Below are 16,771 nucleotides of genomic sequence, written 5' to 3' on the forward strand. Positions count from 1 at the left end.
CCTCGGACGCTTGCAACGGCGGACGAAACGGTCGGAGGACTCGAAGAGATGGACAACGCCCCCCCGCTCATCCAGGAGCGCAGCGCACCACCGGCCACGCTGGTGATCTTCGGCGCCTCGGGTGACCTGACCCGCCGCAAGCTGCTGCCCGCCGTGGAGAGCCTGGCCCGGCACAACCGCCTGCCCAACCAGTTCGCCCTGGTCGGGGTGGCCCGCACGGCGATGGCCGACGACCAGTTCGCGGCCAGCGCGCTCGGTGGCCGCAACCTCAACGACAAGGCCCAGCTCGCCGGTGGCATCCGGTACGTCTCCGGCGGCTACGACGACCCCGAGACGTACAAGCGGCTCGCCGAGACCCTCGACGCCCTCGACGCCGAGCGCGGCACCTCCGGCAACCGCATCTTCTACCTCTCGACGCCCGCCGAGGCGTTCGAGCCGGTGATCAACGGCCTTGCCGGGGCCGGGCTCAACCACGCCCGGGAGGGCTCCTTCTCCCGGCTGGTCATCGAGAAGCCGTACGGCCGGGACCTCGAGACGGCGTACGCGCTGGACGGCATCGTGCACGCCGCGTTCGACGAGCCCAGCGTCTTCCGGATCGACCACTACCTGGGCAAGGACACCGTGCAGAACGTCCTCGCCCTGCGCTTCGCCAACTCGATCTTCCAGCCGATCTGGGACCGCTCCTGGGTCGACCACGTGCAGATCACGGTGGCCGAGACGCTCGGGGTAGGCACCCGCGGCGGCTTCTACGAGCACGCCGGCGCGATGCGCGACATCGTGCAGAACCACGTGCTCCAGGTGCTCGCGCTCGCCCTGATGGAGCCGCCCGCCTCGTTCGACGCCGAGGGGCTGCGCAACGAGAAGGTGAAGCTGCTCCAGGCGATCCGGCTGCCCACCCACCGCGACATCGCCGACCTCTCGGTCCGCGGTCAGTACACCCGTGGTGGCACCCGTGAGGACCTGATGGCGGGTTACCGCGAGGAGGTCGGGGTCGACCCGCTGTCCCGCACCGAGACGTACGCGGCGATGCGGCTCAACGTCGACAACTGGCGCTGGGCGGGTGTGCCGTTCTACGTACGCACCGGCAAGCGCCTCCCGGCCCGGGTGACCGAGGTGGCCCTGACCTTCCAGCGGCCGCCGCACCTGCCGATCCCGCAGGACCAGCTGACCGGGCTGGAGGCGGACGCGCTGATCCTGCGGATCCAGCCGAACGAGGGCATCTCGCTGCGCTTCGGCGCGAAGGTGCCGGGTCACTCGTTCCGGGTGCGCACGGCGAGCATGGACTTCTCGTACGAGCAGACGTTCCCCGAGGAGTCCCCGGAGGCGTACGAGCGTCTGCTGCTCGACGCCCTGCTCGGCGACCCGACGCTGTTCATCCGCAGTGACGAGGTCGAGCAGTGCTGGCGGATCGTCGACCCGATCATCGAGCACTGGGCGAACGACCAGTCGCCGATCCCGACGTACGAAGCGGCCTCGTGGGGCCCGGCCGACGCGGAGCGGCTGATCGGCCGCAGCGGGCGGCACTGGCGCAACAGCGTCTGACGTGATCCGTCCGGCCGGCCCCGTGGCCGGCCGGACCGTCACCGCTGCGCGAGGCTCTCGGCAGCGATCTCCATCAGGCCGGAGACGCCCCCGGCGGGGGCTGCCGGGAACGGCTCCGGGTCAAGGCAGCGGTCGAGCAGCAGCTCGACCAGCGCGGCTTGGTTGACGATCGCGTCGGCGTCGATGGCGCCGGGCAGGATGCGGATCTCGAGGGTGTCCCGGACCGGCTTGTCCTTGACCAGCTGGGTCAGGTTGACGTCGAAGTACTTGGTCAGCTCGCCCGCGTCGGCCGCCTTGCGGAGCTGGTCGAGACTCGGCGCGTCGACCGAGGCGGCGGCCACCAGCTCGGCGGGCAGCGGGGCGAGGCGACGGCAGGCCGGGTTGGTGCGCAGGAGCTGACGCAGCGGTTCACGCCAGTAGGCGAACAGGCGGATCACGTTGGCGAGCGCCTGCGGCGCGCGGAACGGCGCCCCGTCGAAGTGGAAGTGCACCGCGGCCTCGGTGGGCACGGTGAACCCGAGATCACGGGCCGGCTCGAGCAACTCCGCCAGAGCGGCTCGGTGTTCGCGGGCCAGGGGCGGCGTCACGATCTCGCACGGGCGCTCCCGCTCGGCCCCCTGCGGCGCGGCGAGGGCGACGGTCGCACCGGACGGGTCGTCGAGGCGCACCACCGCACCGATCAGCTCGGTGGTGGAGCCCCACAGCGCGGCCACCGGCGCCAGCACCTCACGCAGCGGTGCGCCCGGGTCGCATTGCCGGCTGAGCAGCGACAGCAGGCGCGGATCGTCGCTGAGAACGCGGTACCAGCCGGGCGGGGCCGGGGTGCGCGGCTCGAGACCGTCGAGCAGCGTGATGTCGTCGACCAGGGTGCACATGGGTGCGCCGTCGGCCCGGGTCACCTCGAACCCCTGGGTCAGATGCAGGAACCGCCCCAGGCCCGGGACCAGGGACGGTTCGCTGTCTTGATGCCAGACCGGCCGGATGCGGCCGCCGTGGCGGCCGGCCAGGTCGTAGGCAAGGCTGCGCCGGCTGCGGCCCGGTGGGGCCATCAGCTCGATCTCGAATCCGATCCGCCGGCGCAGCGTGGGGGTCACGGCTTGATCGGCAGGCTCTGTCCGGCGAGGATGCGCTTTCCGCCCTCGATCTTGGCGCTCCACGCGTCCTTCAGGTGCCAGATCTTGGCGAGCTTGACCGCGTCCTCGACGCTGTAGCCCTTGTTGAAGAAGGCCGCGACCTGCTTCTCCTCCTTGGCCGCCTTGACGTTCGCCGGCTTGGGCTGCACCGGCAGCGTCTCACCCGCCAGCAGCTTCTTGCCGGCCATGACCTTGGCGTCGCTCGGGTCCGAGAGGTGCCAGATCTTGGCCAGCCGCACCGCCTCGTCCCACGTGTAGCCGGCGCCGAAGAACGCGTCGAGCTGCTTGTCCGCCGCGGGGCCGGCCGGCCGGGTCGGCTCCGGGGCGTTCGGGGTGGCCGGGAAGGGCAGCGTCTCGCCGGCGAGCAGACGCAGGCCGGCCTCCGCCTTGACGTTGCCGATCGGGGCCTTGACGTGCCACAGCTCGGAGAGCTTGACGGCGTCGTCGTAGTCGTAGCCGGCGGCGAAGTAGGCCGCCCAGCCCTTCTCGAGGTCGGCCTCGCTCAGCGACGGGATCGCCGACGGTGCGGCGGACGTGGGGACGGCACCCGCCGGGAAGCTGACGGACGACGTGTTGCGGGCGTTACCCGGGAGCAGGTTGGGCACCGTCACGATGCCGGCCACCGCCAGCCCGGCCAGGGCCGCGCCACCGGCGACCTGGAAACCACGGCGGCGCCGCTTGTATTTTCCGGACAGTTCCTGAACCCGGGCGTAGACCGCGACGGGGTCGGGAGTGTCGTTCTCATGAATCTCGAAGGCCTCGCGCAGCTGATCTGCGTGCTCGGTCACGACTTCTCCTCGGCATGGATCCGTTCCTGGCGCTCCGACAATCGGAGCGTCTTGAGCGCCCTCGAGGCATGGCTGCGCACCGTGGCGGGGGCGCATCCGAGCACGTCCGCGATCGCCTCGTCCTCCATCTGCTCGTAGTAGCGCAGGACGAGAACGGCCCTCTGCTTGCGGCCCAGGGTCGACAACCTGGACCACAGAGCGTCGGCCTCGGCGATCCCGTCGGCGTGGTCGCGAATCCCGCCGCGGGCGTCGTCGAGGTCGGTGAGGCGCTCCCCCACGGCGTGCACGTGCCGGAACTGCCAGCTGCGCCGCCACGACAGGTACTCGTTGAGCACCATGCGTCGCACGTACGCCTCCGGCACATCCGACTCGCTGATCCGCCGCCACCGGACCTGAGCCCGGGCCAGCACCTCCTGGACGATGTCCTGAGCGAGATCACGGTCGCCGGTGAGGACGACCGCGTAACGCAGGAGACTGGGAAGCCGGGCCATCGCGAATTCCTCGAAGGTCACACCCTCAGAGACGCGGCCCGGCTCCCGCTTGTGCAACGGCATACCGACAATTCTTACTCGGCGGCGGACTTGCGGGCGGTGAGCGTCTGCAGCGCCTTCGCCGCGTGCTCCTGCATGTTGGTCTCCGAGTGGATGACCTCGAGCACGGTGCGATCGGTGTCGATGACGAAGGTGATCCGTTTGGTGCTCAGCGGTCCCAGCGGCAGCTTGCGCTTGACCCCGAGCGCCGAGGCGACCTGCGAGTCGGGGTCGCTGAGCAGTGGGTAGTCGAAGCTGTTGAGCTCGGCGAACTGCTTCTGCTTGGCCGGCAGGTCGCGGCTGATGCCGACCCGCTGGGCGCCCGCCTCGCGGAACTCGGCCGCGAGGTCACGGAAGGAGCAGGCCTCGGCGGTGCAGCCGGAGGTCATCGCGGCGGGGTAGAAGAACAGCACGACCGGGCCGCCGGCGAGCAGGTCGGTGAGGCGGCGGGAGATGCCGTCCTGGTCGGGAAGCTCGAAGTCCTCGACCTTGTCACCCTCTTTGATTGCCATGGCAACTAATCTACCCCGGTCCTACCTGCGGGTAACAGGGCGGCCGGGCCGCGAGGGGCGCTCCGCGCCGAGGATCGATAGGCTGGGTGTCCCCTCCGCCCCCCGAAGCTCGAAAGCGACAACGTCATGCAGGTTTCGGTCGCGCACCATCCACCGAACACGGCCGTCCTCGTTCTGCGCGGTTCACTCGACATCGACACCGCGCCCGTCCTCAAGGCAAACCTCAGCCGCCTCGTCGATCGGCCCAGCCCTCGGGTCGTGGTCGACGTCGCGGGCCTCGACTTCTGCGACTCGATGGGGGTCGGTGTGCTGGTGACGGCGCACGGCCGGGCCACCGAGCGAGGCGGCTGGGTGCGGCTGGCCGCACCCAGCAGCTTCCTGCGCCGGCTGTTCGACACCCTCGGGCTGGCCGATTACCTGGCGCTCTACCCCGACGTGGCGGCCGCCCTCGCGGAGTGAGGACGACCGCCGGCCGGCGCAGGGTCAGCTGGTGATGCCGAAGACGATTCGGCCCAGCGTGTCCTCGGTGCCCTTGAAGCCCTCGGACGGGATGAACTGGCTGTCGCCGAAGTCGACGTCGGCGTCGTCGGCGGTGCCGCCCACGCCGTCCGGGCCCACCCCGAACAGGGTGGCGAAGCCGGTGCCGCCGGCGTCCATCAGGTTCGGCTGGCTGTCCTGGTTGTCGGTGTGGTAGTCGCCGAAGAAGTGGCCCGCCTCGTGCGAGATCACGTTGGACAAGGCCTGGGAGACGAACTTGAGCCGGTCGCTCGCCGGCGTGAGGTACGTGTTCAGCGACGCCGCCGAGTCACCGGCCGGGGCGCTGAGCACGTCCAGCAGCACGAGCGCGGTCTCCTTGGTCTCGAAGTTGCCGGGGTCGATGCTCTGCGCGATGCCGATGGTGTCGACGCCGCTCTCCTCGATCGTGCCGCCGACGATGATGCGGCTGACGTTGGCGCCGCCCCACGGGTCGTCGTCGTCCTTGCTGTTCTTGATCTTCAGCTTGAACTTCGGGTTGAGGCCACTGGCGACGAGGTCCTTCTTGAGGTTCTCGGTGACGCCGGCGGTGACCGCGTCGATGACCGCGTCCTCGTCCGCCCGGGTCAGGCCCCAGCTGGCCAGGAACGCCGCGAACGGGCTGAGGTCCCGGTTGCCGGAGCCGCCGAACACGCCGGTGTTGACCCGCTCGCCGTCGAAGTCCAGGAAGAGGGTCTGGTTGGGGGTCGCGCCCTGCAGCACCGGACGGTAGGCCTCGACGGTGATGTCGTACGCCCCGGAGCCGGCCCGCACGCCGACGTAGTGCCAGCCGGCCTTGGTGGCCACGTAGTCGGTGACCGCGTTGCCACCGGCGGGCAACGGCGAGGACATCGGGTAGATGGAGGACGCGTCCTGCGACGAGCCGTGCACCTCACGCGGCACGGTGTCGTAGACCGTGATGTAGGAGGGGCTGCCCTTGACGTACGCGCCGAGGACGTCGCCGGGCTTCAACTTCACCGCGAAGAAGTCCTTGTCGACGCCGCCCGAGCTCAGGGTCAGGGTGTACGGGCCCTCGGTCGGCGGGGTCGGGTCACCGATGCCCCCACCGCTGGCCGAGTCGAACGGGTCGGCGGGCAGCCCACCGTACGCGGCGACGGCGAGGTAGAACGTGCCGCCGGTGGTCACGTCGTAGGTGATCTGGCTGTCCAGGCCGGTGAAGTCGTCGTTGACGGCGAGCAGTGTGCCGTCCGCCGCGAACAACTGGATGACCGTGTCGAGCGGCCCGGTCGGCGTGGCCGTGGTCAGCTTCAGCGTCTTCCCGGCGGGCGCGACGATCTTGTAGAAGTCGAAGTCGTTGCTGCCGTCGCCGGTCTGCCGCCCGTGCGGCCCGTCGCCGATCTGAGCGGTGACGGTCGCGCCGGTGCGGATGGTGCCGATCCCGGTGTCGCCGGCGAGCGGGATGGAACCGTCGTCCTCCGGGGCGGCCGGCACCGCCGGCGTGCTGACCACCTCGTTGTCGAGGCCGCCCAGCACCCGGATCTTGGAGTATTGCCCGGAGCCGGTGCCGAAGACGCTTATCCGCTGCGCGTTGACCGGGGTGTCGTTGCTGCCGTTCGTGCCGTCGATCTCGTCCTCGTCGACCACCACGGCCGGCGCGGCGGCGGCCTTGGCGGCGAGCGACGGGTTGGTGGCGGCGAGCGTCCTGGCCCGCTGGGCCGCCTTGGTGGCCGACTGCGCCTTGAGGTAGTTCGCCCAGCCCGCGTAATCGACCTTGGAGCGGTCGGCGACCTCGGCGAGGAACGGGTTGGGACCCTTCGGCCGGGTGCCGTACGGCGCTTTGGGAGCCACCCCGACGCCGGCGGCGAGTGACGCCTTGTCGGCCGGTGACAGACCATCGGACTTGAACGTGGGAGTGGTCGGGGCGGCCTGGGCGGCACCTGGCGTGATCAGTGCCAGGCCCAGCATTACCGCAGAGATGGTTGCGATGCTTCGTCGCATTCGTCCCCCTTCAGCACCTCCGAGGCCCCCGGCCACGGATGGCAAGGGCGACGTTACTGAAGGACAACCATCAATATCTAGAGTGGTAAATGCGTCGTTACAGATCTATCGACCATCGGTCGACCGGCGCTGCTGCACCCCCTCCAGCGCGGCCACCGCGGCCCCCCGGGCACCCGCCATGTCAAGGTCCGCCACCAGCGCGAACGTGGCCGCCGCCGACTGCTCGTCGCGCAGCGCGGTGCTCTCCCGGATGGTGTTGAGGACCCACTGGCGGAATTTCGGCGCCGCCTCGACCACGCCCCCGCCGAGCAGGTAGGCGTGCGGGTCGGTGAAATTCGCGGCGATGGTGAAGAGCTTCCCGATCGCGCGCGCCTGCTGCCCGAACACCGCCAGCGCGAGTGGATCCTCGTTCTCGCCGTAACCCCGCAGCTTCTTCGCCGCCACGCTGATCGGCTCGGCGGCGAGCGGGTGGTCGGGGAATTTCGACAACCAGTACGGCAGGAGATTGTTCTTGATGCCGGTCAGCGACGCGATGCTCTCCACGTCGCCCTCGAAACCGCAGTTGCACAGCGGGATCGGCTGGTCGGGCTCGAGCACGCCGTGCAGCGGGATCTGCACGTGACCGAGCTCGCCGGCCATCCCGGCCGCACCCGCGACGACCCGGCCGTTCTCCACCACCCCGCCGCCGAGGCCGGTGCCGACGATCGCGGCGACCGACGAGCGGCGCATCGCGTCGGCCCCGAAGTGCTGGTGGTGGGCGTAGAGGGCGGCCGCGTTGGCGTCGTTGTTGTAGAACACCGGCAGGCCGATGCGGGCCTCGAGCGCGCCCCGGATGTCGAAGCCGTGCCACGACTTCTGGTTGAAGTTCGTCGCGCCCTTGGACGAGATCACCCCGGTCGCGCTGGCCGGGCCGGGCGTGTCCAGGCCGACCGCGCGCACCAGCGTCAGCGGGGTGCGGGTCAGCTCGAGGATATTGGTGAACGCCTCGGCCAGTTGCTCGACGGCCAGCTCGGGACCGTCGGTCACGAGGCTCGGATTCTCCACCAGGTGATCGACGAGATATTGCCCCGTCGCGTCGAGCACGGTGGCGTTGTTGCAGGTCCCGCCGTTGTCGAGACCCACAACGACCCAGGAGGCGGGGGTGCGTACCGGTTCAGCCTGATCCACAGAGCTGAGCGTACGTCCGGTTCCGCCCCGGGGCGACGGGTGCGCGCCGATTGCGAATGGGTTAGTCACGGTTGCAGCCGCGACGGCCCCCGGCGTACGCGTCGAACGGTCTGGCATGACGACCCGCCGCACGCTTCTCGCCGCCGCCGGAGCCACCACCGCGGTTGTCGCCGTCGGGGGCGGCGCCGCCGCGGCCGCACCCCCGAGCGCCGCACCCCAGAGCGCCGCACAGCTGGGCCTCGCCGCCGACCCGATCGCGCACCTGCTGCGCCGCGCCACCTTCGGCCCGACCCCGGCCACCCTCGCCGAGGCCGCCCGGCTGGGCGTGGACGGCTGGCTGGACCGGCAGCTGGCCCCCGAGAAGATCAGCGACGCCGAGTGCGACGCCCTCGTCGCCCGCCTGCCGCTGGCCGGGGCGAGCATCGCCACCGTGCGCGCGAAGCTGCCGGTGCACTCCTACGAAGCGGTCAAGCAGCTCGGCCGGGCCGGCGTGGCCCGCGCCGCGTGGAGCAACCGGCAGCTGTTCGAGAGCATGGCCGCGTTCTGGGCCAACCACCTGCACGTGGCGGCGCCGTCGAGCGGCGGCTGGGACTCGCGCGCCGACTACGACGCCCAGGTGCTCCGCAAACACTCGTTCGGGAAGTTCGCCGAGCTGCTCAAGGCGTCGATGCGGCACCCGGCGATGCTCACCTACCTCGACAACCGCTCGTCGATCCGGACCCAGCCGAACGAGAACTACGCCCGCGAGCTGATGGAGCTGCACACGGTCGGCCTGATCTACACCGAGGACGACGTCAAGGCGGCCGCGCGCCTGCTCACCGGCCTGACCGTGGCCAAGGACGGCGGCTACGCGTACGACCCGTCGAAGCACCTGGCCGGCGCGGTCGAGGTGCTCGGCTTCACCGACCCCAACGCCGCGGGCGACGCCGGACCGCTGGCCTTCGCCGACTACCTCGCCCGCCACCCGGCCACCGCCCGCCGGATCGCCACCAAGCTCTGCGTCCGGTTCGTCGCCGACGACGCGCCGGCGAGCCTGGTCGCCCGGCTCGCCAAGATCTATCTGGACAACGACACCGCCGTCAAGCCGGTGCTGCGGGCCCTGTTCACCTCGCCGGAGTTCGCGGCGGCGACCGGGCAGAAGACCCGCACGCCGTTCGAGGACCTGATCGCGACGATCCGCACCCTGGGCCTCGGACCGGAGAAATCGGGCACCGGCGCACTCGACGCGCTCTACCACGCGCTCGTGGACATCGGGCACGCCCCGTACCGCTGGGGCCCGCCGAACGGCTACCCGGACGTCGCCCCCGCCTGGGCCTCGCCGTCGGTGTTCCTGCTCAAGTGCAACTGGCACCTGAACCTCGCCGCCGGCTGGTATCCCAGCACCCTGACCCGCCCCGCCGACCTGCGCAAAGCCCTGGTGCCGACACTGCCGGCGACCTACGGCGCGTTCCTCGACGCGCTCGCCGTCCGGCTGGTCGGCACGAAACTGCCCGCCACCCACACCGCCGCCGTGCTCAGCGTTGCCGGGAAGCTGCCGACCAGTCCTCTGACCAGCTCCGACAAGTCCCTCGCGGGGAGCCTGCCCTATCTCGTGGCGCTCGTCCTCGACTCGCCGACGTTCCAGCTGAGGTGATCATGAAGCTGCCCGGATGCGCCGAACACGTGACCCTCAGCCGCCGCGGCCTGCTCGGCGCGGCGGCCCTGACCGGCCTCGCCGGCGCCGGCGTCTCGACCCAGCTGGCCTGGGCCGACCCCGGCTACTCGGGCGACACCCTGGTCGTGCTCTCGCTGCACGGCGGCTTCGACGGCCTGTCCGCGATCGCCCCGATCGGCGACCCCGGCTACTACGCCGCGCGACCCACCATCGCACTGCCGAAGAGCCAGGTCATCGCGGGCGACGGCACCTTCGGGCTGCACCCGGCGCTCGCCCCGCTGCTGCCGCTGTGGAAGGCCGGCGACCTCGCCGCCGTGCACGCGGTCGGCCAGCCCAACCCGACCCGTTCGCACTTCGCCGCCATGGAGGCGATGGAGAACGCCGCGCCCGGCTCGTCGATCCGCAGCGGCTGGCTCGACCGGATGCTCGGCGGCACCGGAGCCACCGGTCCCCTCGCCGGCGCGTCGATCGGCGCGGCCATGCCCGCCCGCCTCCTCGCCGGCCCCGTACCGGCCGTCTCGATGGCCGCCATCGACAAGTTCAAGCTCGCCGGCGATTCGGCGAAGCGGCCGATGGCCGAGGCACTGCGCCGGATGTACGCGGACGCACCGGCCCCGCTGGCCGGCCCCGCCCTCGCCGCCGGCCGGACGCTGGCCGGCACCGCCTCGATCCCCGCGGCCGGCGGCACCGCCTACCCCGACACCGACCTGGGCGCCGCGCTGCGCGACGTGGCCCGCCTGATCAAGGCCAAGGTCGGCCTGGTCACGGCGGCCGTCGACAGCGGCGACTGGGACATGCACGACTCGCTCGGCACCGCCGTCAAAGGTCAGCGGATGCACGACAACCTCACCGACCTGTCCCTCGCCCTGGCCGCGTTCGCCGCCGACCTCGGCCCGGCCGCGATGAACTCGGTGACCCTGCTGACGGTGAGCGAGTTCGGCCGGCGGGTCCGGGAGAACGCGTCCCGGGGCGCCGACCACGGCCACGGCAACGCGATGCTGCTGCTGGGCGGCGGGATACGCGGCGGCAAGGTGTACGCGGACTGGCCCGGCCTGTCCCCCGCCGCGCTCGTCGCCGGCGACCTGGCCGCGACCACCGACTACCGCTCGGTCATCGGCGAGATCCTGCAGAAGCGGTGCGGGTTCGGCACCCTTTCCGAGGTGTTCCCCGGGGTGAAACCGTCCGCGTTCGGGCTGGCCGCCGCCAGGACCTAGGCTGGCGGCTGATGGAAAGCATGCTCGACACAGGTCAGGACGACGGGTTCACGTCACTGCGCAGGCCCGCCCGGCCCCGCGCCGAGCGGTACGAGCTGGGCCGGTCGCTGCGCGAGCGGGCGCACCGCGCCGACCTGGCGCACTGGACGCCGCCCGCCGACCGCCTCGACCCGGTGCGGCAGGTCATCACCCAGAACCAGGGCCGGCAGGAATGGCTGGTCCCGCTCCGGATCGGCCGGATGATCTCGTCGCCCTACGCGTTCCTGCGGGGCACCGCCAACATCATGGCCGACGACTTCGCCCGGCTGCCCGCCACCGGCATCACCCCGGTCATCTGCGGCGACGCCCACCTCGGCAACTTCGGCTTCTACGCCTCCCCCGAGCGGGAACTGGTGTTCGACCTCAACGACTTCGACGAGGCCCACCCCGGCGCCTGGGAATGGGACCTGCGCCGGCTCGCGGTGAGTGTGTACGTCGCCGGCCGGCAGAACGGCTTCCGTGAGTCGCACTGCGGCGAGGCCGTCCAGCACTGCGTCGAGGAATACCGCGAACAGCTCGCCCAACTGGCCGAACGGCCACTGCTCGGGCGCAGCTTCGACCGCGTCGACGTGGACCGGCTCCGCTCCGCCGCGTCCCGCGCCAGCTTCCGCGAGGAGATCGAACGGGCGGCCCGCCGGGCCCGCCGCCGCACCAGCGACCGGGCGTTGCCGCGGTTCACCGAGCGGCGCGACGGCACGTACCGGATGGTCGAGGAACCGCCGGTGATCACCCGGCCGACCGACGAGGAGCGCGAGGCCCTGGCCGAAGGGCTCGACGGCTACCTCAACACGCTCCCGCCGCACTGGGCGCGCATCCTCGCCGGCTACCGGGTCGTCGACATCGCCCACAAGGTGGTCGGGGTCGGCTCGGTCGGGCTGCGCGCCTATGTCGCCCTGTGTGAGGGCAGCAACCCCGACGACGTCGTGTTCCTGCAGCTCAAGCAGGCCCGGCGGTCGATCGTCGCACCGCACCAGCACGGCGAGGCGGCCTGGCACCGGCATCAGGGCCAGCGGGTGGTGGAATATCAACAGGCGCTGCAGACCGTGAGCGATCCGCTTCTCGGCTGGACCACGGTCGGCGAGCACCAGTACTACGTACGTCAGTTCCGTGACATGAAGGGTGCGATCGTTGTCGAGGACATCAGTGCCGGCGCTCTGGCCGACTACGCCGGGATCTGCGGGTTCCTGCTCGCCAAGTCGCACGCCCGCACCAGCGGGGCCTCGATGATCACCGGCTACATCGGCGGCAGCGACAAGCTGGCCGAGGCGCTGTGCCGCTTCGCTCGCGCGTACGCCGATCAGGTGGAACGTGATCACGCAGCCCTCGTCCACGCGGTCCGGCGGGGCGTCCTGGCGGCGGAGCCGGCGGCATGAGCGGCGTCGTCGCGCTGGACAACGCCGCGCTGCTCGAGTTCTGGACCGAGCAGCATCTCTGCACGTTCACCACCCTGCGCCGGGACGGCTCGCCGCACGTCGTGGCGGTCGGCGCCACACTGCTGGGCGACACCGCCCGGGTGATCTCGTCGGCCACCTCGGCGCATGTCCGGCACATCCGCAACGGACAGCAGCGGGTGGCGATCTGCCAGGTCGACGGCCCCCGGTGGGCGACCGTCGAGGGGCTCGCCACGGTGCACGACAGCCCCGAGAAGGTCGCGGAGGGCGAGAAGCTCTACGCCGCCCGCTACCGCGTCCCGCGGCCCAACCCGGCTCGTGTGGTCATCGAGATCAGCGTGACGAAGATCCTCGGCTCCGGCCCGTTCACCCGATAACGTCGACCCGTGAGCAGTTTCGAGGCCGATCCCGAGGTCGGTCCGGCGTGGCCGACGGAGCTTCTGGAAGGCGCGCCGGTCGCGCTGGGCGGACCGCGCGGCTTCGCCGTCACGCGGACCCTGCCCAACCGGCAACGGCGCATGGTGGGCGCGTGGTGCTTCCTTGACGCGTACGGGCCGCATGACCTCACCGGCGACGCGGGCATGCGGGTCGGGCCGCACCCGCACACCGGGCTGCAGACGGTGACGTGGCTGGTGGCGGGAGAGGTGCTGCACCGCGACAGTCTCGGCAACACGCAGGAGATCCGGCCCGGCCAGCTCAACCTGATGACGGCCGGGCGGGGCATCTCGCACGCCGAGCAGACCCCGGTCGTGAACTCGGGCGTGCTCCACGGCGTACAGCTGTGGGTCGCTCTGCCGCACGCCGACCGCGACATGCCGGCGGCCTTCGCCCACCACGATGATCTGCCCGTCGTCACCGACGGCGGTCTGACCGCGACCGTCCTGATGGGCTCCCTGGCCGGTGCCGAGTCGCCGGCCCGCACCCACACGCCCCTGGTCGGCGCGGAGCTTGCGCTCGCTGCCGGGGCCTCCGCCCGGATCGAGCTGCGGCCGTCCTTCGAGTACGCGATTCTGGCCCTCGACGGTGCGGCCGATGTGGACGACGCGAGCCTCAAACCCGGACCGCTGCTCTACCTCGGATCGGGGCGCTCGTCGGTGCGGTTGTCGAGCGGCCCGTCGGCCCGGTTGCTGCTGCTCGGCGGCGAACCGTTCGAGGAACGCCTCGTCATGTGGTGGAACTTCGTCGGCCGGGAACACGACGAGATCGTGCAGATGCGCGCCGACTGGGCCTCGGGCACGCCGCGCTTCGGGGTGGTGCGCGGCTATGCCGGGCCGCCGTTGCCGGCCCCGCCGATGCCGATCACCCGGCTTGTCCCCCGTGCGAGGGTGCGCTGACGCCGGCGCTTGACGGCACCCGACGGCGGGCGCATCGTCGAGTGTGACGGCCGTCCTCCATCGCCGTCGTGGAGACTCGACTTGAGCGTCTGGGACGTTGCGAAGCTCGTGCTGATCATCGCCACGCCAACTCTGCTCGGCGCGGCACTTCTGTACGCACCGAAGTGGTGGGAGGCCGCCTCCGCCTACCGCCAGGCGCGGCGCCCGCCCGACTCCGAGCCGTCCGGGCCGCCGATCGAACGGCTCGCCGCCGACCTGCGCCGCCTGCTCCGGCTGCACGCCTCGCTGACCGCTTCCGCCCACATCGCCATGCGAGCCCACCGACTGTGGTCGGTCGAGGCGGCGATCGCCGTGCGAGCCGTCGAGACCGCCCGCGCCCTCGACGTGCCGCACCCGCCCACCACCGACCCGGGGGATCTGCACCGCGACCAGATCGCCGCGCTGCTGCACCGCCTGTCAGCGGCCGGGCTGGTCCTGCCCGCCCACTTCACGTCGGACGGACGGCTTTGACATCCTCTCCGCCCTGAAGGACGGAGATTCCCGCCACGCTGCGCGTGGAACACGCGGCGTCCGGGTGGGTTACCGCTTCACTGCGCGGTGCCGGGACAAGTCCTGGTCTTACCTGCGCTCCACGGTCGTTGAAGTCCGCCTGTCCGGCGGCCTTGATGGTCCTCGCCGCGTTGACGTCCCGGTCGTGGTGACTGCCGCACGGGCAGTCCCACTCCCGGACGTCCAACGTCATCTTGTCGTTGATCCGGCCGCAGTCGGAGCACATCCGGGTGGAGGGGAAGAACCGGTCCACCCGGGCGAACGTGCGCCCGTACCGGGCCGCTCTGTACTGCAACATGCCCGTAAACGACGCCCAACCGGCGTCGTGCACGGACTTCGCGAGCCGGGTACGGCCGAGACCGACGACGCACAGGTCCTCGACGTACACCGCTTGGTTGTCGCGGATGATTGCCGTGGACAGCTTGTGCTGCCAGTCTCGCCGAGTGTCGGCCGCCCGCGCATGGGCGCGGGCGACCTTCACCACGGCTTCCTTGCGGCGGTTGCTGCCCTTCTGCTTGCGCGAGAGGGCCTGCTGCAACCGCTTGAGTCTGCGGGCCGCGCGGCGCAGGAACTTCGGCGCGGTCACCTTCGTGCCGTCGGACATGACCGCGAAGTGGGTCAGCCCGAGGTCGATGCCGATCTCGGAGTTGACCTCCGGCATCGTCTCGTCCTCGCTGGTCTGTACGACGAATGAGGCGAAGTACCGTCCGGCCGCGTCCTTGATCACGGTGACCGAGGTGGGCTCGGATGGCAGGGTGCGCGACCAGCGGACCGGCACGTCGCCGATCTTCGGCAGCCGCAGGCGGCCGTTGCCGAGGACCTTGAACCGGGCGTTCTTGGTAAACCTGATGGTCTGCCGGTTGTCCTTGCGGGACCGGTACCGGGGCGGGGCCACCTTGCGGCCCTTGCGCTTGCCGGACAGCGAGGTGAAGAAGTTGCGGTATCCGGTGTTCAGGTCCGCGAGGGCCTGCTGCAACACCACAGCGGACACCTCGGAAAGCCAGGCCCGCTCTTCGGTGGTCTTGGCCCGGGTGATGACCAGCTTCGACAGGTCGGCGTCCGAGACGTACTTCTCGCCCGCTTCGCGTGCCTGTTGCCGTAGACGCAGTCCGTCGTTGAAAACCACACGGGCACACCCGAACGCCTGCGCCAGCGCGGTGCGCTGGGCGGCGTCCGGGGTGACCCGGTAGTTGTAACGAAGTTGCATGACCACCACTGAATCATGTCGGTTTATGGTCGAACTTCAAAAAATCCGCACTGGCAGACACTGTGTTTTCGCGATGCATGTCCACTTGGTTTTCGTCACGAAATTCCGGCACCAGGTGTTCGCCGACCGGCACCTGACCCGGATGGAGGCGATCATACGAGACGTGTGCCGTGACTTCGAGGCCGACCTGATCGAGTTCAACGGCGAGAACAACCACGTGCACCTGCTGGTCAACTTCCCGCCCAAGGTGGCCGTGGCCCGGCTGGTCAACAGCCTCAAGGGCGTCTCCTCACGTCGGCTACGGCAGGAGTTCCCCGACCTGGCACGGCACTACTACCGGGCCAACAAACTCTGGTCGGGCTCATACTTCGCGGGCTCCGTGGGCGGCGCACCGCTGAGCGTCGTGAAGCAGCACATCGAACAGCAGAACCGTCCCGGTTAAGGCACTGCTCGGGCCCGGCGGCCCTCCCAGCGCGGGCCTTCACCCCCGACCTGAAGGCCGGAGCACTGGCCCGCATTCCGGTAGCGGTGGGTGCTCGAAACGGCGGCGGTGTGCACCCCGCCGCCGTTCCCGTCCCGGCACTGTCCGCGCCGCCATGACCACACACCTGCGCATGGGGGGCAGGCGAGATGTGTGCGTCGGTGGGGTGTGGCGCGGACGGCGGCCATCTCTTGTTACCGGGGGCGGCGGCCGCCGGCCGGGGGATCGGGGCCACGTTCCCGTGGCGCTCCTCCACCGTGACATCCCGGAGTGGCTTGATCCGCGCCGCGGCGAAGTGGTGTTCGCCACCAGCCGGCCGGCCCGCCGTCCGATTTGGGTCGCCCGTCCGGGGTCGTGGGGATCCTCAATTGAGGTTTAAGAATTGCTTAAGTCCACGCCGCGAAATCCGGTGACCACGCGTTATCCACCGACGGCCATCCGTGCCCGGCGAAACACGTTTGAACTGTTCGGCGCCCTGCCTCGTACCACCGCGCGAGAAGTCGACCGCGGCCCGCGCTCCGCCGCCACCGACTCTCGGTCACCGCGTCGCCACCGAGCCGTACGACGCGCTCCCGAGGGTGCTGGCGCAGTGCGCAAAACCGTGGTTAACCTTCCACAACTGCCGGATGGAGGGGACTGTCCGGGCACCGGGCGAACGAGAGCGGGGGGCACGATGCGGTACTGGGGCCTATGGCCGACCGCCGGCCTTCGCCTGCCCTCCGCAGAGGCCGCCGCATGAGCTACGAGGACGATGAGTA

General features: G+C 70.8%; 16 protein-coding genes. 9 read left to right on the forward strand and 7 right to left on the reverse strand.

Annotation, left to right across the window (positions count from 1 at the left end; genetic code table 11):
* The first annotated feature begins 48 nt into the window (after positions 1 to 48).
* Positions 49 to 1,542, forward strand: coding sequence for a glucose-6-phosphate dehydrogenase (zwf, locus tag Afe05nite_RS31630; RefSeq protein ID WP_203820925.1), 1,494 nt, complete (start codon positions 49 to 51; stop codon positions 1,540 to 1,542).
* A 38-nt stretch (positions 1,543 to 1,580) separates the two neighbouring features.
* On the opposite strand, the gene Afe05nite_RS31635 is transcribed toward zwf, so the two are convergent.
* The 4 genes from Afe05nite_RS31635 to Afe05nite_RS31650 are packed head-to-tail and all read right to left on the reverse strand — an operon-like array spanning position 1,581 to position 4,505.
* Positions 1,581 to 2,636, reverse strand: a complete 1,056-nt coding sequence (locus Afe05nite_RS31635) for an amidoligase family protein (protein WP_203820926.1) — start codon at positions 2,634 to 2,636, stop codon at positions 1,581 to 1,583.
* Complete coding sequence (locus tag Afe05nite_RS31640) at positions 2,633 to 3,463, reverse strand: hypothetical protein (protein ID WP_203820927.1); 831 nt, start codon at positions 3,461 to 3,463, stop codon at positions 2,633 to 2,635. The genes Afe05nite_RS31635 and Afe05nite_RS31640 overlap by 4 nt, the downstream gene beginning before the upstream one ends.
* Entirely contained in the window at positions 3,460 to 4,017 is a 558-nt protein-coding gene (locus Afe05nite_RS31645; RefSeq protein WP_239118327.1) for a SigE family RNA polymerase sigma factor, read from the reverse strand. Before Afe05nite_RS31645 ends, Afe05nite_RS31640 begins: the two co-directional genes overlap by 4 nt.
* Positions 4,018 to 4,028: 11 nt before the next feature.
* On the reverse strand, positions 4,029 to 4,505 hold the full coding sequence (locus Afe05nite_RS31650) for a peroxiredoxin (RefSeq protein ID WP_275407526.1): 477 nt from the start codon (positions 4,503 to 4,505) through the stop codon (positions 4,029 to 4,031).
* Positions 4,506 to 4,631: 126 nt separating this feature from the next.
* On the opposite strand from Afe05nite_RS31650, the gene Afe05nite_RS31655 reads away from it, so the two are divergent.
* Positions 4,632 to 4,964: an STAS domain-containing protein gene (locus Afe05nite_RS31655; RefSeq protein ID WP_203820928.1), complete on the forward strand. Its 333-nt coding sequence runs from the start codon at positions 4,632 to 4,634 to the stop codon at positions 4,962 to 4,964.
* Between the two features lie 24 nt (positions 4,965 to 4,988).
* Here the strand turns inward: Afe05nite_RS31655 and Afe05nite_RS31660 are convergent, their stop codons facing one another.
* Positions 4,989 to 6,977 (reverse strand): PPC domain-containing protein, encoded by a 1,989-nt coding sequence (locus tag Afe05nite_RS31660; RefSeq protein ID WP_203820929.1) that lies wholly within the window; start codon positions 6,975 to 6,977, stop codon positions 4,989 to 4,991.
* Between the two features lie 105 nt (positions 6,978 to 7,082).
* Positions 7,083 to 8,144, reverse strand: coding sequence for an ROK family protein (locus tag Afe05nite_RS31665; protein ID WP_203820930.1), 1,062 nt, complete (start codon positions 8,142 to 8,144; stop codon positions 7,083 to 7,085).
* Between the two features lie 115 nt (positions 8,145 to 8,259).
* On the opposite strand from Afe05nite_RS31665, the gene Afe05nite_RS31670 reads away from it, so the two are divergent.
* The 6 genes from Afe05nite_RS31670 (at position 8,260) to Afe05nite_RS31695 (ending at position 14,286) form a co-directional block, all read left to right on the forward strand.
* Complete coding sequence (locus Afe05nite_RS31670) at positions 8,260 to 9,777, forward strand: DUF1800 domain-containing protein (RefSeq protein WP_203820931.1); 1,518 nt, start codon at positions 8,260 to 8,262, stop codon at positions 9,775 to 9,777.
* Between the two features lie 2 nt (positions 9,778 to 9,779).
* The gene (locus tag Afe05nite_RS31675) at positions 9,780 to 11,012 is read left to right on the forward strand and encodes a DUF1501 domain-containing protein (RefSeq protein ID WP_203820932.1); all 1,233 of its coding nucleotides are present in this window, start codon (positions 9,780 to 9,782) and stop codon (positions 11,010 to 11,012) included.
* A gap of 11 nt (positions 11,013 to 11,023) precedes the next feature.
* Complete coding sequence (locus tag Afe05nite_RS31680; RefSeq protein WP_203820933.1) at positions 11,024 to 12,424, forward strand: DUF2252 domain-containing protein; 1,401 nt, start codon at positions 11,024 to 11,026, stop codon at positions 12,422 to 12,424.
* Positions 12,421 to 12,819, forward strand: coding sequence for a pyridoxamine 5'-phosphate oxidase family protein (locus tag Afe05nite_RS31685; protein WP_203820934.1), 399 nt, complete (start codon positions 12,421 to 12,423; stop codon positions 12,817 to 12,819). The genes Afe05nite_RS31680 and Afe05nite_RS31685 overlap by 4 nt, the downstream gene beginning before the upstream one ends.
* A gap of 9 nt (positions 12,820 to 12,828) precedes the next feature.
* Positions 12,829 to 13,776 carry a pirin family protein gene (locus tag Afe05nite_RS31690; RefSeq protein WP_203820935.1) on the forward strand — a complete coding sequence of 316 codons (948 nt, stop codon included), beginning with the start codon at positions 12,829 to 12,831 and terminating at the stop codon, positions 13,774 to 13,776.
* A gap of 81 nt (positions 13,777 to 13,857) precedes the next feature.
* Positions 13,858 to 14,286, forward strand: coding sequence for a hypothetical protein (locus Afe05nite_RS31695; protein ID WP_203820936.1), 429 nt, complete (start codon positions 13,858 to 13,860; stop codon positions 14,284 to 14,286).
* Here Afe05nite_RS31695 and Afe05nite_RS31700 read toward each other — a convergent pair.
* A complete protein-coding gene (locus Afe05nite_RS31700; RefSeq protein ID WP_203820937.1) occupies positions 14,264 to 15,532 on the reverse strand; it encodes an RNA-guided endonuclease InsQ/TnpB family protein in 1,269 nt (422 codons plus the stop codon). The genes Afe05nite_RS31695 and Afe05nite_RS31700 overlap by 23 nt on opposite strands.
* Positions 15,533 to 15,557: 25 nt before the next feature.
* Between Afe05nite_RS31700 and tnpA the strand changes: the two genes are divergently transcribed.
* A complete protein-coding gene (gene tnpA / locus Afe05nite_RS31705) occupies positions 15,558 to 15,974 on the forward strand; it encodes an IS200/IS605 family transposase (protein ID WP_203821033.1) in 417 nt (138 codons plus the stop codon).
* Positions 15,975 to 16,771: the final 797 nt, after the last annotated feature.

It is taken from the genome of Paractinoplanes ferrugineus (assembly GCF_016862195.1).
GTDB lineage: Bacteria > Actinomycetota > Actinomycetes > Mycobacteriales > Micromonosporaceae > Actinoplanes > Actinoplanes ferrugineus.

Bases quoted from the DNA above. Each gene is read 5' to 3' on its own strand.
- zwf (WP_203820925.1), top strand. From the start codon at position 49: ATGGACAACGCCCCCCCGCTCATCCAGGAGCGCAGCGCACCACCGGCC.
- Afe05nite_RS31645 (WP_239118327.1), bottom strand. From the start codon at position 4,017: ATGCCGTTGCACAAGCGGGAGCCGGGCCGCGTCTCTGAGGGTGTGACC.
- Afe05nite_RS31650 (WP_275407526.1), bottom strand. From the start codon at position 4,505: ATGGCAATCAAAGAGGGTGACAAGGTCGAGGACTTCGAGCTTCCCGAC.
- Afe05nite_RS31655 (WP_203820928.1), top strand. From the start codon at position 4,632: ATGCAGGTTTCGGTCGCGCACCATCCACCGAACACGGCCGTCCTCGTT.
- Afe05nite_RS31660 (WP_203820929.1), bottom strand. From the start codon at position 6,977: ATGCGACGAAGCATCGCAACCATCTCTGCGGTAATGCTGGGCCTGGCA.
- Afe05nite_RS31670 (WP_203820931.1), top strand. From the start codon at position 8,260: ATGACGACCCGCCGCACGCTTCTCGCCGCCGCCGGAGCCACCACCGCG.
- Afe05nite_RS31675 (WP_203820932.1), top strand. From the start codon at position 9,780: ATGAAGCTGCCCGGATGCGCCGAACACGTGACCCTCAGCCGCCGCGGC.
- Afe05nite_RS31680 (WP_203820933.1), top strand. From the start codon at position 11,024: ATGGAAAGCATGCTCGACACAGGTCAGGACGACGGGTTCACGTCACTG.
- Afe05nite_RS31685 (WP_203820934.1), top strand. From the start codon at position 12,421: ATGAGCGGCGTCGTCGCGCTGGACAACGCCGCGCTGCTCGAGTTCTGG.
- Afe05nite_RS31700 (WP_203820937.1), bottom strand. From the start codon at position 15,532: ATGCAACTTCGTTACAACTACCGGGTCACCCCGGACGCCGCCCAGCGC.
- tnpA (WP_203821033.1), top strand. From the start codon at position 15,558: ATGGTCGAACTTCAAAAAATCCGCACTGGCAGACACTGTGTTTTCGCG.